This window comes from Paenibacillus sp. FSL M7-1046, assembly GCF_038007405.1.
Taxonomy (GTDB): Bacteria; Bacillota; Bacilli; order Paenibacillales; family Paenibacillaceae; genus Paenibacillus_AQ.
This window is the reverse complement of record NZ_JBBOXB010000001.1, coordinates 1,272,108-1,286,078: the sequence shown is the minus strand read 5'-3', so window position 1 is coordinate 1,286,078 and position 13,971 is coordinate 1,272,108. Positions and strand designations below refer to the sequence as shown.

Annotated in this window: 12 protein-coding genes; 11 read left to right on the top strand and 1 reads right to left on the bottom strand. The window is 53.6% G+C overall.

What is annotated here, in order from left to right:
* The first annotated feature begins 26 nt into the window (after positions 1-26).
* The 11 genes from NYE29_RS05405 to thrC all read left to right on the top strand — a co-directional run bounded on the left by NYE29_RS05405 (position 27) and on the right by thrC (position 12,424).
* Positions 27-2,183, top strand: coding sequence for an alpha-galactosidase (locus NYE29_RS05405; protein ID WP_340894738.1), 2,157 nt, complete (start codon positions 27-29; stop codon positions 2,181-2,183).
* Positions 2,184-2,299: 116 nt separating this feature from the next.
* A complete protein-coding gene (locus tag NYE29_RS05400; protein WP_340894737.1) occupies positions 2,300-2,494 on the top strand; it encodes a hypothetical protein in 195 nt (64 codons plus the stop codon).
* A 151-nt stretch (positions 2,495-2,645) separates the two neighbouring features.
* Positions 2,646-2,990, top strand: coding sequence for a hypothetical protein (locus NYE29_RS05395; protein WP_038586129.1), 345 nt, complete (start codon positions 2,646-2,648; stop codon positions 2,988-2,990).
* A 299-nt stretch (positions 2,991-3,289) separates the two neighbouring features.
* The gene (locus NYE29_RS05390; protein ID WP_076110409.1) at positions 3,290-4,375 is read left to right on the top strand and encodes an ABC transporter substrate-binding protein; all 1,086 of its coding nucleotides are present in this window, start codon (positions 3,290-3,292) and stop codon (positions 4,373-4,375) included.
* Between the two features lie 2 nt (positions 4,376-4,377).
* Complete coding sequence (locus NYE29_RS05385) at positions 4,378-5,340, top strand: nucleoside hydrolase (protein WP_076110408.1); 963 nt, start codon at positions 4,378-4,380, stop codon at positions 5,338-5,340.
* 3 nt (positions 5,341-5,343) lie between these two features.
* A complete protein-coding gene (locus tag NYE29_RS05380; protein ID WP_340894736.1) occupies positions 5,344-6,165 on the top strand; it encodes an ABC transporter permease in 822 nt (273 codons plus the stop codon).
* A gap of 4 nt (positions 6,166-6,169) precedes the next feature.
* A complete protein-coding gene (locus tag NYE29_RS05375) occupies positions 6,170-6,958 on the top strand; it encodes an ABC transporter permease (RefSeq protein ID WP_038586142.1) in 789 nt (262 codons plus the stop codon).
* Positions 6,959-6,974: 16 nt separating this feature from the next.
* Entirely contained in the window at positions 6,975-8,039 is a 1,065-nt protein-coding gene (locus tag NYE29_RS05370) for an ABC transporter ATP-binding protein (RefSeq protein ID WP_340894735.1), read from the top strand.
* Between the two features lie 22 nt (positions 8,040-8,061).
* Positions 8,062-9,783, top strand: a complete 1,722-nt coding sequence (locus NYE29_RS05365) for an adenine deaminase (protein WP_340894734.1) — start codon at positions 8,062-8,064, stop codon at positions 9,781-9,783.
* Between the two features lie 637 nt (positions 9,784-10,420).
* The gene (locus tag NYE29_RS05360; RefSeq protein WP_340894732.1) at positions 10,421-10,915 is read left to right on the top strand and encodes a CYTH domain-containing protein; all 495 of its coding nucleotides are present in this window, start codon (positions 10,421-10,423) and stop codon (positions 10,913-10,915) included.
* Positions 10,916-11,035: 120 nt separating this feature from the next.
* Positions 11,036-12,424, top strand: coding sequence for a threonine synthase (gene thrC, locus NYE29_RS05355; RefSeq protein WP_340894731.1), 1,389 nt, complete (start codon positions 11,036-11,038; stop codon positions 12,422-12,424).
* A 240-nt stretch (positions 12,425-12,664) separates the two neighbouring features.
* Here thrC and NYE29_RS05350 read toward each other — a convergent pair whose 3' ends face one another.
* Positions 12,665-13,948, bottom strand: coding sequence for a PucR family transcriptional regulator (locus tag NYE29_RS05350; protein ID WP_340894730.1), 1,284 nt, complete (start codon positions 13,946-13,948; stop codon positions 12,665-12,667).
* Positions 13,949-13,971: the final 23 nt, after the last annotated feature.

The window sequence follows — 13,971 nt, the reverse complement described above, 5'->3', positions numbered from 1 at the left end:
AAACAGTAGAGAGAAGGAACCGGACCATGGCAATTTGGGTACAGGAAGACAAGGGGATATTTCATTTACAGAGCAAGGGTATGAGTTATATTATCGGCATCTTCAATAACTATCCGATGCATGTCTATTGGGGTAAAAAACTGCGCCATGACGGCAATCTGGGTGGTCTGCCGCATCTCGGGGCGGGCACCGGCCTGGACCGGCTTCCGCAGGAATACCCGCAGTACGGCACGGGAGATTTCCGTGTGCCGGCTTATCAGGCCAAGCTTGCGGACGGCACGCGGATTACTGAGCTGCAGTACACCGGATACCGTGTACTGCAGGGCAAGCCAACGCTCGCCGGACTTCCTTCCGTGTATGTGGAGTCCCCTGAAGAAGCAGATACGCTGGAAATTACGCTGCGTGATGATTACTCGTCGCTGAACGTCATTTTACGCTATACCGTATATCGTGACACGGATGTGATTGCCCGCTCGGTAGAATTTGTTAATGACGGCCAGGCGCCGCTTGACCTGCTGCGCGCACTGAGCGCTTCCGTCGATTTCCCGGAGGACGGCCAGTTTGATCTGATCTATCTTTCCGGCGGCTGGTCGCGGGAAGCGAATCTGACCCGCAGACGGCTGGAGCAGGGCACTACCGCACTCCAGTCCCGCCGTGGAATGAGCAGCCATCAGCACAATCCGTTTGCCGCGCTGGCCAAGGCGGGTACAGACGAGCACCAGGGCGAGGTATACGGCTTCTCACTGGTCTACAGCGGCGGGTTTACGGCTGAAGCGGAGGTGGATGCCTTTGGTTCCACCCGTCTCTGCATTGGGCTGAACCCTTTTGACTTCTCCTGGCATCTGGCTGCGGGAGAAAGCTTCCAGACTCCTGAAGTTGTTATGGTCTACTCGAATGAAGGCCTTGGGGGCATGTCCCGGATTTATCACCGCCTGTACCGCACCCGTCTGGTAAGGGGGATGTACCGCGACAAGGAGCGGCCGATTCTGGTGAACAACTGGGAGGCAACCTATTTCAATTTCAATGCCGACAAGCTGGTGGAGATCGCCGCCGAAGGCTCGAAGCTGGGCATCGAGCTGTTTGTGCTCGATGACGGCTGGTTCGGCAAGCGCGATTCCGACAACTCCTCGCTTGGCGACTGGACCGAGGACCTGCGTAAGCTGCCGGGCGGACTGGCTGATGTGGCGAAGCGGGTCAACGACCTTGGTATGCAGTTCGGCCTGTGGGTGGAGCCGGAAATGATCTCGCCGGACAGCGAGCTGTACCGGGAGCATCCGGACTGGTGCCTTCATGTGCCGGGACGCCGCCGCAGCGAAGCCCGCTGGCAGCTGGTGCTGGACTTTACCCGTGCGGAGGTCCGGGAGTACATCTACGATGCGCTGAGCAAGGTCTTCTCCACCGTGCCGGTTGCTTATGTCAAATGGGACATGAACCGCAACCTGACGGAGATCGGCTCGGCTTGCCTGCCGGCTGAGCGCCAGGGGGAAACTGCCCACCGCTATGTGCTGGGCCTGTATGAGCTGATCGAGCGCCTGACGGCGGACTTCCCGCATATTCTCTTCGAGAGCTGCTCCAGCGGCGGCGGCCGCTTCGATCCGGGTCTGCTCTACTATATGCCGCAGACCTGGACCAGTGATGACACCGACGCCGCGGAACGCTTGAAGATCCAGTACGGCACCAGCCTGGTGTATCCGGTCAGTGCGATGGGCGCGCATGTCTCGGCGGTGCCGAATCACCAGGTTGGACGCGTCACGCCGCTGTCCTTCCGCGGGGATGTCGCCATGTCCGGGAACTTCGGCTATGAGCTTGACTTGACGAAGTTCACGGACGAGGAGAAAGAGCTGGTGAAAGAGCAGGTAGCGAATTACAAGGAAATTCGCGGCCTGGTGCAGCAGGGCAATCTGTACCGGCTGCAGAGTCCGTTCGAGGGCAACGAGACGGCCTGGATGTTCGTCTCGGACGATCAGCGCGAGGCGCTGGTCTATTACTTCCGGGTAATGGCTGTGCCTTACCCGCCGCGCCGCAGCCTGCTGCTCAGCGGCCTGAACCCCGACTATGACTACACGCTTACAGACAGCGGTGAAGTATACGGCGGTGACCGGCTGATGCAGGCCGGGCTTGCGCTGCCGGACATCCAGCAGGACTATGTGAGCGGATGTTTCCACTTAAAGGCACAAGCATAATTAGCATTTAGGAGAACAGGAGAAGCCAGGGGGACTTGGCTTCTTTTGTTTTGTATGGGGGACCACTGAGAGGTAAGAGTGCGTCTGAATTCGGCACACGCGGGCAATATGGGGAAATGAGAGGTAGAAGTGCATCTGATTTTGGCGTAGGCGGGCTGTATGGCGGAATGAGAAGTAAAAGTGCATCTGAAGTTGGCGTAGGCGGGCTGTATGGTGGAATGAGAAGTAAAAGTGCATCTGAATTTGGCGTAGGCGGGCTGTATGGTGGAATGAGAAGTAAAAGTGCGTCTGAATTCGGCACATTTTTCTGAACGGTTACCCGCTTAAAAGCACTAATTGTTCGTGTTTAATGTAACTTTCATGTGAGTTATTGCTTTTTTGTTGCCGAAAATGCGATATTTATGTATAATAACAATTGCTATCGAAGGAATTGTACGATATTCTGTTTTCAAAGGTGGTTTCATGGCAGAACTGGAAAACAGCGAGCAGAAGAAGAAAATGTGCCAGATCTACAATGAGGTCTCTAAGGATTTGTTTGGTTTCGGGACGACCCTGCTCCGCGTTACTGTCGATCAGCGGGTCATTACCTTTCACGCCAAGCACCGCAGATCTCCCCGGTCGACCGCCCTGGAAGGCGAGGCGCCTGAACTTAAGCAGGAAGTGGATTTTCGGATGTCACTGCTGTTTAAGAAGAGATTTAAGGAAAGACTTGAAGCAGAAATGGGACTAACGATTGAGGTTCTGCTCAGGGATTACGACGCACCAACGGGGTGGGCCTTTACGAATATGATATTGGCCGGAGAATGACAGATTCAACATGATATCCGCGGATTTTCGTTTTTGATCTATCTTAAGCGAAGACCGTCCTTCTATTACGGGTAGCTCTTTGCTTTGTTTATACAAAGAAAAGTGTTCTTGTTCCTACAAGAATGCTTTTCTTTTTTTTATGAAAAAATAAGGGGAATCAAGATTTTACTACCAGCAGGAGGTGCTGCCAAACCGTTTTCCGCCAGAAGCTCACTGGAATAAAGAGAACTGAAATTGCCGCAACTATAGGATGAAGACTGGATTTGTACAGCATATTACACTTGGGAGGTTATTTACTAATGAAAAAAATAATGAATGCGGGCCTTGCCCTTACACTGACTGCTGTGCTTGCTGCTTGCGGCAACAATACCTCGACGAACAACACAGGAACTAATAACGCAGCTGCACCCGAAGCGGCACAATCGGGCGAGCCTACGGAACTGGTTGTCTCCACCTGGGGCTTTTCGGAAGATTTCTTCAAGGAATCGGTCTATGCGCCGTTTGAGAAAGAGCACAATGTGAAAATCGTGGTGGAAATCGGCAACAACGCCGAGCGTCTGAACAAAATCCGTCAAGGCAGCTCCGATGTGGATGTCATTTATCTGTCGGACTATTATGCGCAGCAGGCAATTAATGAAGGGTTGTTCGAAACGATCGACAGCAGCAAGATTCCGAATCTCCAGAACCTTTATGATATCGCCAAAGCCCCGCTGGGTGCAGAATATGGTCCTGCGTATACGATCGGACGCCTGGGAATTGCCTATAATCCGGCACTGGTTAAAGGCGACGTAACCGGCTGGAGCGATCTGTGGACGAAGTTTGAGAAAAACCTGGCGATGCCGGCAATTACAGCTACAGCAGGTCCAATGGTTGTAGATGCGGCATCTCTTGCGGCGGGCAATGCGGACTTCAACGAGGATACAGCATTCACGAAGCTGAAGGAGCTGGACAGTAACGTTGTTAAATACTACGCCCAGACTTCCGAGTATGTGAACATGTTCGGCCAGGAGGAAATTGCCGGCGGTCCGATTATGGAAATGTACTTCAAGGATCTGCAGGCTGCTGTGCCTGACGCCAAATTTATCGCACCGTCTGAAGGTGCTTATGCCGTAATGAATACAGTCAACGTCGTCAAAGACAGCAACAATAAAGAGCTTGCCGAAGAATTCATCAACTGGCAGCTGAGCGATGAAGTGCAGGCGGCATCCGCCAAAGCAAAGGTCGATTCCCCAGTCAATATGAACGTAATGCTGACACCTGAAGAAGCTGTGGGCGTAACGTACGGACCGGATGTCATCGGCAAGCTGCGCAAGCTGGATATGTCCTTCGTGAACGAGCACATTACAGAGTGGACGGACCGCTTCAACCGTGAGATTGGCGGCTAAGGATGACGGGGCGTAAAAAAGTCATTCTGGACGTAGATACTGGGGTGGATGACGCGCTGGCGATTATGCTGGCGGTGACGAGCGGACAGCTCGACATTCTCGGCATCACCACGGTCAGCGGCAATGTCTCGCTGGATCAGGCAACCCTGAACACCTGTAAAATTCTCCAGCTGCTCGGCGTGTCCGGGCAGATTCCGGTATACCGCGGAGCGGACAAGCCGCTGGCCCGCGAAGCGATTTTTGAGCACCGTGTGCACGGTGCGGATGGCATCGGCGGTGCATTGGGTGATATGCCGGTAACAAAGCAGGCGGAAACAGAGCCTGCGGAGGACTTCATCATCCGCCAGGTGCTGGCGCAGCCCGGCGAAATCACGCTGATCATGACCGCGCCGCTGACCAATCTGGCGCGCGCGCTGCAGAAATGCCCGGAGCTTACGCAGCATGCCGCCGAGGTAATCGTCATGGGCGGCGTGGTGCAGGGCTTCGGCAATATCACGCCGACGGCGGAATACAACATGTATGTCGATCCGGAGGCCGCGAAGCAGGTACTGGCTGCCGGGTTCCCCCGGCTGACGCTGGTCGGGCTGGATGTGACCCGCCGTGCGCTGCTTAGCGCGGAGGACATTGCGAAGCTGCGCATTCCGGCAATCCGCGATTATGTGGAGCAGAGCACCTCCGGCTACCGGGAGCGTTATTATGAGCGCAACGGTGTGCAGGCCTGTGCCCTGCATGATCCGCTGGCGGTTGGCGTGGCACTGAACCGCGGGTTCGTCACCGTGCACGATTATTATGTGGACGTGGAGACCCGCAGCGAGCTGTGCGACGGCCAGACCGTCTGCGATTTCCAGAACCGGCTGGGCAAGCCGGTAAATGCCGCTGTCTGCCTGGAGGTGGACGCGGCCGCTTTTCTGGAGTGTTTCATTGATAGCTTGAATCAAGAGCCGAAGAAGGACGGGAGTCATTAGAAAATGAAGAACAAAAGAGCAATGTATCTGCTGCTGCCGGGCCTCTTGTTCCTGGCAGCCTTCATGCTGGTCCCGATCACGCTGACCATTGCCTCCACTTTCGTGCAGGATGGGAGGCTGACGCTGGAAGGGTATCTGCATTTTTTCCGCGACGGGTACTTTAACCGCATCCTGCTGACTACGCTCCGGGTAAGTGTTGTGACCACGCTGGTCTGCATGCTGCTCGGATATCCGGCGGCTTATTATATTTCGCGGGCAAGCGCACGGAAGAAGAGCCTTCTGCTGGCCCTGTCGATCTTCCCACTGCTGACCAGTCCCGTTGTGCGTTCCTTCAGCTGGATGATTATTCTCGGCAAAAAGGGGCTGATCAACTCCTTCCTGGTCAACACCGGGCTGATCGAGAAGCCCCTGGATATTCTCTATACGCCTACGGCAATGATGATCGGGCTGGTGCATTTATTCCTGCCGCTGATTATCATCACACTGCTGGGGGTCATGGAGAATCTGGACCATGAGCTGGTCCGGGCGGCGCGCAGTCTGGGCGCCTCTCCGTTTGCGGCGTTCCGCAAAATCACCTTCCCTCTGACAGTGCCGGGGCTGATCATCGGCGGAATTCTCGTCTTCGTCGGCAGTCTGACGGCCTATACCACGCCGGCGCTGCTCGGCGGTAAGGAACGGGTGGTCTCCACCTTCCTGTACCAGAATGCCATGACGCTGAATGACTGGCAGGCGGCTTCGGTTATTGCCGTAATTATGATCGTCATTACATTTGTGGTCGTGGGGCTGATGAACGGCTGGGCCAACCGATTAAATCCGAAGGGGTGAGAACATGAAGGAAGGAAACCGCGCGCTGTCGCTGTATACGCTGTTGGTCTTTATTTTTCTGCTGGGTCCGCTCATCATCATTTCCGTTACTTCCTTTGAGCCGGGCACAGTCCTGAAATTCCCCCCTGAGGGCTTTTCATTGAAGTGGTACAAAAATATCTTCGAGGTCAGCGCGTTCATGGAGACCTTCAAGACCTCGATTGTGATCTCGCTGCTCGGCAATCTGCTGGCGCTTCTCCTGGGTGTGCCTGCGGCCTATGCGCTGAGCAGATACCGGTTCCGCGGACGGGATACGCTGAATGCGATTTTTCTGTCCCCCGTCCTGATTCCCGGCATCGTTCTGGGCTTCACGCTGCTGCGCTACCTGATTGTAGTGTACGGGCTGCCGATTGTAGCCGGACTGTTAATCGGACATACGGTAATCATGCTGCCTTTTATTATCCGGGTGATTGCCTCGAGTCTGGAGAATTTCGATTTCGCTGTGGAAGAAGCGGCGCAGAGCCTGGGGGCTTCCAGATTGTACACATTCTTTAAAGTGGTCCTGCCCAATATCCGTTCCGGTATTCTGGCGGCCATTCTGATCGCTTTTCTGGAATCCTTCAACAATGTGGACATTTCCGTGTTCATGACCGGTCCGGGGATCAGTACCCTGCCGATTCAAATGCTGACCTATGTGCAAAATTACTTCGATCCCACGATTGCCGCGATTTCAGTCATTCTGATGGTGCTGACGGCGGCGCTGATGTTCGTCATTGAGCGTCTGATGGGATTCGCTTATTTTACCAAACGATAAACGGAGGCATAACGCAATGTCACTATTAAGTCTTGATCATGTATCGGTTGCGTATGACAACCGTTTGATCCTGGAGGATTTCAATCTGTCGCTGGCCAAGGGGCAGCTTCTCTCGCTGCTCGGCCCAAGCGGCTGCGGCAAAACGACCACACTGCGGCTGATCGCCGGTTTTCTGAACGCGGAAGCAGGAGCATTTATGTTCGGCGGGAAGGACTATACCAAGATCCCCGTGGAAAAGCGGAATTTCGGCTTTGTGTTTCAGAGCTACGCGCTGTTCCCGCATCTGTCAGTCTATGACAATGTGGCGTTCGGCCTCCGGCTGCGCAAGCTGAAGGAAGCGGAGGTTAAGAAGCGGGTTACCCGGATGCTGGAAATTGTCAGCCTGGGCGGCTTTGAGAAAAGACTGCCCGCTGCCCTTTCCGGCGGACAACGCCAACGGGTAGCGATTGCCAGAGCGCTGGTCATCGAGCCGGACCTGCTGCTGTTCGACGAGCCGCTCAGCAACCTCGATGCCAATCTGCGGGTGAACATGCGGGTGGAAATCCGCCGCATCCAACAGGAGCTGGGCATTACGACCGTCTATGTCTCCCATGACCAGGAGGAATGCTTCTCCATCTCCGATCAGGTAGCCGTGATGAATAATGGCAAGATCGAGCAGCTCGACAAGCCATCGGCGATCTTCAAGTACCCGGCCAGTGAATTTGTGGCCCGGTTTATCGGGTTCGGAAACTTCATTTCCTTTGAGGGCAGGAATGACGAGGGATCGGATATTGAGCTCAGCCGGGGAGCGCTGAAGTTCCAGGCGGCCAAACGGCCGGGCGGGGAAGGCAATACCGGATTACTTGGTGCCATCCGCCCTGATGATCTGCAGCTGCTCGGCACTGCGCCTGATCCAAACGCCGCCGGCAACACCCTGCCTGGCACGGTGCAGATCAGCACGTATCTCGGCCGCAGCTATCAATACCAGGTGGAGACGGAGCTGGGTGTATTCACCGTTAATCAGGAAATGGAGCAGCCTTTCATTCAAGGACAGCAGGTTACGGTTTATTTTCCAAAAGAGAAGCTGGTGCTGGTGCAGTAGCGCTTCATAAGGAGCATACATGATGATTACAGATCAACTTATACTGAACGCTAAAGTGTACAACAGTTACTATAAACGGTTCGAGACGGCGAATGTCGCCGTGAAGGAGGGGCGTTTTCTCTATGTGGGGGCGCTCGGCGCGGAGACGTTCACAGCCGGGGAAGTCATTCAGGCGGAAGGCCGATATATGGTGCCAGGCCTGATTGATATCCATCTGCATATCGAGAGCACGATGATTACGCCGGAGACCTTCTCTTACGGTATTCTGCAGCATGGGGTAACTACAATTGTTCCAGAACCGCATGAAATGGCCAATGTATTCGGCGTAGAGGGCGTACATGAGATGATCCGGGCCAGCCGGGACTGTCAGGTGGACATGTTCTACGCGATTCCAAGCTCGGTGCCGGCGACTCCGCTGGAGACAACGGGCGGCTCAATTGAAATTGCCGATATCGACGAGCTGATGGAGACGGAGCAGATGATCTGTCTGGGCGAAGTGATGAATTATGTTGATGTCATCCGCGACCCTGATTGCAAAAGCAACCGTATCATCCAGCATGTCCGCAGCCGTTATCCCGGTCTTGTCATCGAGGGGCATACGCCGAAGCTGCTGGACCTTGATCTGCACCGCCTGATCTATGCCGGGATTGATTCGGATCACACCCACCAGAGCATTGAAGGGCTGACCGCACGGATTGCAGCCGGGATGTTCATCGAGATTCAGGAGAAATCGATGACCCCGGATGTGATGGAGTATCTGATCAGCCATGCGGTCAGCGAGCATTTCTGCTTCGTGACCGATGATGTGATGACCGATTCCCTGGTGCAGACCGGGCACCTTGATCATCTGGTACGTAAAGCCATCGCCATGGGCATGGCCCCGGAGGACGCGGTCTATGCGGCCACCTTCACCCCGGCCCGGCGGATGAAGATGGCTGACCGCGGCGTGATCGCCCCGAACAAAGCCGCCGATTATGTGCTGCTGTCGGATCTGGACAGCTTCGCTATTGATAAGGTCTACAAACGGGGCGTCCAGGTCTACGCCCGCATGCAGCCGCTGCCTCAGGTGGAGCGGGGGCCGCGGTTCCCGGCCCATTTCTACCGCAGCGTGCAGTTGGCTCCATTGGCTGCAAGTGACTTCGCGGTGTCATCGGAGCTGGCGGACGGCCGCTATGGCTGCCGGGTGATGATGGTCAACAACGTGTCCACGTTTACCGAAGAGAAGCACGCTGCGGCCGAGGTTAAGGGCGGCCAGCTGCAGTGGCAGGAAAGCGGCTATGGCCTGATTGCCACCTTTGAGCGTTATGGCAAAAACGGCAACCGCGCCTACGGCCTGATCGGCGGCGACACGATTAAACGCGGTGCCATTGCGACTACGTATTCGCATGACAATCACAATCTGCTCGTCGTAGGTCATAACTCTGAGGACATGATCCTGGCGGCGAATACAGTGATAGCTGCACAAGGCGGCTTCTGCGTCGTATGTGATGGCGAGGTGCTCGCATTGCTGGAGCTGCCGGTTGGCGGTATCCTGACCGAAGCACCGCTTGCAGAGACGGCTGAGCGTGTGCTCGCGCTGCGGACGGCGATGGAATCGCTGGGTTATAATCATTACAACCCGATTATGTCGATCAGCACCCATTCGCTCCCTGTCAGTCCTGCACTCAAAATCACGGACCACGGCCTGATTGATGTCGGCGCCGGACGGGTGGTACCGCTGCTGTTTCCGCTTGGAGAAGAGTAGCCGCTGCTAGAAGCAGCGGTAAAGTCATTGAGATAAGAAGACGGGGTATCCCAGCAGGGGATGCCCCGTCTTCTTGTGAATACTGAATCTAACGTCTGTATGCTGCAACGAGGCATCTCTGCTTGATATAGCTCCTAGCTCATAATAGCTCATGATAGCTCATAATAGCTCAAAATCGGCGGCTGCTCACCAGCGCCAAGCTCACAGAAGTACATAATTGCATTTACTGCAATTAAAAAGAGCTGCAGCAGCCTATTTTCAGCGATAATTGCATTTCGTACACTTAAAAAGGACAGTAAGCTTACTTTTCCTGGTATCGGCGATAATTAACTGTACACAGTGCAATTATATTTTGATTAACGCTGATATGCGCCTTTTTAGTTGCACGAAGTGCAGTTATGATGTGGCAAGGTTCTAATTCTTCTATGGAGCAACAGCCGTACCAGCTCAACAAGCAACCTTTCAGGCAGAAACGCGGACTCAGCAAAAATGGTTTTAGCATAAGCATATGCTGGCTGCTCGCACCGGCTTTTTCCCATAAGATTCGGCTTTTGCGATTGACTTGCGTATGACACGACCCTATGATGATTAATAATATAAAATATAAGCGGAACTGGAAGAGGAGAGAGCAAACAGCATGGCTATGGAAATCGAACGCAAGTTTCTGCTGCCGGAATATCCGGAGCGGCTTATAGAGGACGGACAGCTTACGGTACTCACCAGGCACAGCATAGATCAGACCTATCTCGCGATCGAAGACGGGCAGGAACTGCGTGTGCGCAAAATTACCGATTTGGATTCAGGAGAGGTTACCTTTACACATACCTTCAAGGATGGCAAGGGGATCAGCCGCCAGGAGATTGAATATTACATCTCGGAAGGAATCTATAATCAGATGATTGATGCGGTTAAGGCTATTCCGCTGGTCAAAACCCGGATTACCGGTGTATGGAACGGTACTACGGTGGAAATTGATCTTTACACCCAGTTGGAGCTTACGGTGCTTGAGGTTGAATTTGATTCGCTGAAGGAAGCAGAAAGCTTCGCCGCCCCGGACTGGTTCGGCGAGGATGTCAGCGTAGAGAAGAAGTACAGCAACAAAACCGTCTGGAAGCAGCTGCAGAATAAATAGTGCAGCCGGTTCAGCCCTGATTTTTTATCGCAAAAGTTGACACATAAATAACGGACTTTAACGCTTAAACGTGTTACTATATAGGTTAAATAAAGAGGGGTTCAGGAGGATGAGACAGGTATGGAGTATATAAGCACAAGAGGAAATGTGGAAGCCAGAGGCTTTATTGATACGGTTCTGATGGGGCTTGCGGATGATGGAGGGCTGATGGTCCCTTTTAAGATCCCGGTGATTTCCCCGGAAACGCTGGAAGAGTGGAGAAGCCTGAGCTTTCAGGAGCTGTTCCTGGAGATTTTCTCCTACTATACCAACGACGAAATTCCCTACGAGGATCTAAAAGAAATGGTATACACCAGCTACGGAAATTTCCGTGCGCCGGAGGTTACGCCACTACGCAAGATTAACGATTCGCTACATGTGCTGGAGCTGTTTCATGGACCTACGTTTGCTTTCAAGGATGTGGCGCTGCAGTTTATGGGTGAGCTGTATTCCTATATCTCCAAGGTGCGGGGCGAGATCATCCATATCCTCGGCGCAACCTCGGGTGACACCGGAGCGGCAGCCATTCAGGGCGTTCGCGGCAAGGAAGGGATCAAGATCTGCATCCTGCATCCGCATGGCAAAGTAAGCAAGGTACAGGAGCTGCAAATGACGACGGTGGATGACAGCAATGTGCTGAACCTGTCCGTGGAAGGCAACTTCGACGATTGCCAGAAGGTAATTAAGGAGCTGTTCGCAGACCTGGATTTCAAGGGGCGGTATCATCTGCGGGCGATTAACTCCATTAACTTTGTGCGTATCCTGGCCCAGACCGTTTATTATTTCTACGCCTATCTGCAAATTGAAGGCAGCGATGAGAAGAAGATCAATATCAGCGTGCCTTCCGGCAACTTCGGCAACATCTTTTCAGGCTATTTGGCTAAAAAGATGGGCCTGCCGATCAACAAGCTGATTATCGCCACCAACGAAAACAACATTCTCGAACGGTTCGTACTGACCGGCGAATACAAGCCAGGCAGTTTTACCGGGACTTACAGCCCGTCGATGGACATCCAGGTGGCGAGCAATTTCGAACGTTATCTGTATTATCTGTTGGATGAAGATGCAGTGAAGCTGTCTGCATATATGTCACAGCTGCAAACAGACGGCAAAATTACGGTGGACGGCGAGCTGTTCAACCAGGTGCAGGCTGATTTTGCCGCGCTTGGGGTCAAGAACCAGCAATGCCTCGATACCATCGGCAAATACGAGCAGGAATACGGCTATCTGCTGGATCCGCATACAGCCTGCGGCATCGCGGCTTATGAGGCCTTCAGCGGCCCAGGCGAAACGGCGATTACCTTCGCAACGGCGCATCCGGCCAAATTCGATGAGGCGATTGCCCTGACTGGTATCAAGCAGGACTTCCCGGCGCAGATTTCGGCCTTGTTCGAGAAGCCGCAGCATATGACGGTAGTCGAGCATGACAAGGCGGAGATTGTGCGGCAGCTGCAAGCTTTTTACGGATAAACAAGCCAGCTGTTGGCTGAACTAGACACCCTTGATTCATATAAACGCCAAGAGCCCCTTTCTTCACCAGAAGAAGGGGGCTCTTGGCGTTCTTAGAATATAAGAATTTATATGCTTCACGCTATAAATTATCCTTCTATTTCTCGCTGAAACGGATACCGTCCTATTGAGGACGGCGAAGCCGTTTCCACTTGGCGAAGTACACATAAGGCTGTGATCTGATCATGCTGCGTTTTACGTTTATACGCCACGCACCGCTGCCAACTGCTGTTCCCTGGCTTTCTCGCAGAAATCAGCGACTTTGTAGGAGACGTAATAGGCGAGCATTTTTTCCGAATCGGAAAAATCGGTATCCAGCAGTCTCGCGATATGATCCAATTTATATCTGAGTGTATTCCGGTGAACATACAGCTCGTCGGAAGCGAGCTGCATGTTCCGGTTGTTTTTGAGATAAACAAAGAAGGTGTGGTACAGAGTGGACTGATGGACGGCATCGTATTCCTGCAGCTTGAGCAGCTCCGGATGACGATACACTTGCTCCTCGCCGGACATCACCTCGGCAGAAAGCAGCTCATAGAGCTGGACATCAGCATAGTAGGTCAACTGCTGCCCCGGGCAGAGAATCCGGCCGATGCGGATTGCACTTAAGGCTTGCAGATAGTGCATTCTGCACTGGGTCAGACTGGAGAACATGCTGCTGAGACCTATGGTGATGCCAGTCTGGTCCAGAAATTGCTGCAGCTGCCTGCTGCGGGCAAGCTCTTTGGAGAGGTTTCCGTCATGGATCATCACGATCCGGCCCTCATAATAGCTGCATGGACTGCCGGGGAAAAGCTGTTGTAAACGCTCTCTTAAATAATCGTCATAACGGCCCGATCCCTCATAGCGGGTTAGATCGAACAGCAGCACAAGCAGTTGTGTGCCGAACTTTAGGCCTGCCGATAACATCCGGTCCCGGATAGTGCCGGGGTCCTGAGGCTGCTGATCCAGCAGTCCGCAGATGAAATCCTCCACCTTTATATTTTTGGCGTTGCGGTAGTAGCTGCTCTTGCCCATTTCTTCCGCAAGGATGGTGGCGGCAATCGCCAGCAGTTCGGGATCTCTGGGCCGGAAAGGGCTCTTGCAGCCGAGCAGCAGCACGTTGCCGACTTGCTTGCCGCCTACTTTTATTTTGGAGATCAGCTTGGTATTGGCAGTCTCCTCGCAGGTAACTTCATACGCAGCATCCGTTTGTTTGCCCCGCCTTACACTTTCCATTCGGTTCACAGCCGCAATGAAGTCATAAGAGCAGTAGCCCTTGCGGATATTCTCGTTCCACAGATAATCGTCGATATCCTCCTGGCCGGAGTGGGCCACAATCTTGAAGCTTGCGTCAAACACAATCACGGGATTTCCCAGCAGCCCTGCGGCTGTGTTCACAATTGCCGAAAGGCCTGCGCCAGAAATGTATGCTGTGAACAAAGATGCGGTATAGTGCTCAACTTCGATTGTTTCACGCTGCAGCTCATTTAAGGTAACATCCATTGGTATCGCCCCCTAATAATCAT

Excerpts from the sequence above, each read along its gene's own strand:
- thrC (WP_340894731.1), top strand. The coding sequence starts at position 11,036 with ATGGAGTATATAAGCACAAGAGGAAATGTGGAAGCCAGAGGCTTTATT.
- NYE29_RS05405 (WP_340894738.1), top strand. The coding sequence starts at position 27 with ATGGCAATTTGGGTACAGGAAGACAAGGGGATATTTCATTTACAGAGC.
- NYE29_RS05380 (WP_340894736.1), top strand. The coding sequence starts at position 5,344 with ATGAAGAACAAAAGAGCAATGTATCTGCTGCTGCCGGGCCTCTTGTTC.
- NYE29_RS05375 (WP_038586142.1), top strand. The coding sequence starts at position 6,170 with ATGAAGGAAGGAAACCGCGCGCTGTCGCTGTATACGCTGTTGGTCTTT.
- NYE29_RS05400 (WP_340894737.1), top strand. The coding sequence starts at position 2,300 with ATGAGAGGTAGAAGTGCATCTGATTTTGGCGTAGGCGGGCTGTATGGC.
- NYE29_RS05390 (WP_076110409.1), top strand. The coding sequence starts at position 3,290 with ATGAAAAAAATAATGAATGCGGGCCTTGCCCTTACACTGACTGCTGTG.
- NYE29_RS05370 (WP_340894735.1), top strand. The coding sequence starts at position 6,975 with ATGTCACTATTAAGTCTTGATCATGTATCGGTTGCGTATGACAACCGT.
- NYE29_RS05395 (WP_038586129.1), top strand. The coding sequence starts at position 2,646 with ATGGCAGAACTGGAAAACAGCGAGCAGAAGAAGAAAATGTGCCAGATC.
- NYE29_RS05365 (WP_340894734.1), top strand. The coding sequence starts at position 8,062 with ATGATTACAGATCAACTTATACTGAACGCTAAAGTGTACAACAGTTAC.
- NYE29_RS05360 (WP_340894732.1), top strand. The coding sequence starts at position 10,421 with ATGGCTATGGAAATCGAACGCAAGTTTCTGCTGCCGGAATATCCGGAG.
- NYE29_RS05350 (WP_340894730.1), bottom strand. The coding sequence starts at position 13,948 with ATGGATGTTACCTTAAATGAGCTGCAGCGTGAAACAATCGAAGTTGAG.
- NYE29_RS05385 (WP_076110408.1), top strand. The coding sequence starts at position 4,378 with ATGACGGGGCGTAAAAAAGTCATTCTGGACGTAGATACTGGGGTGGAT.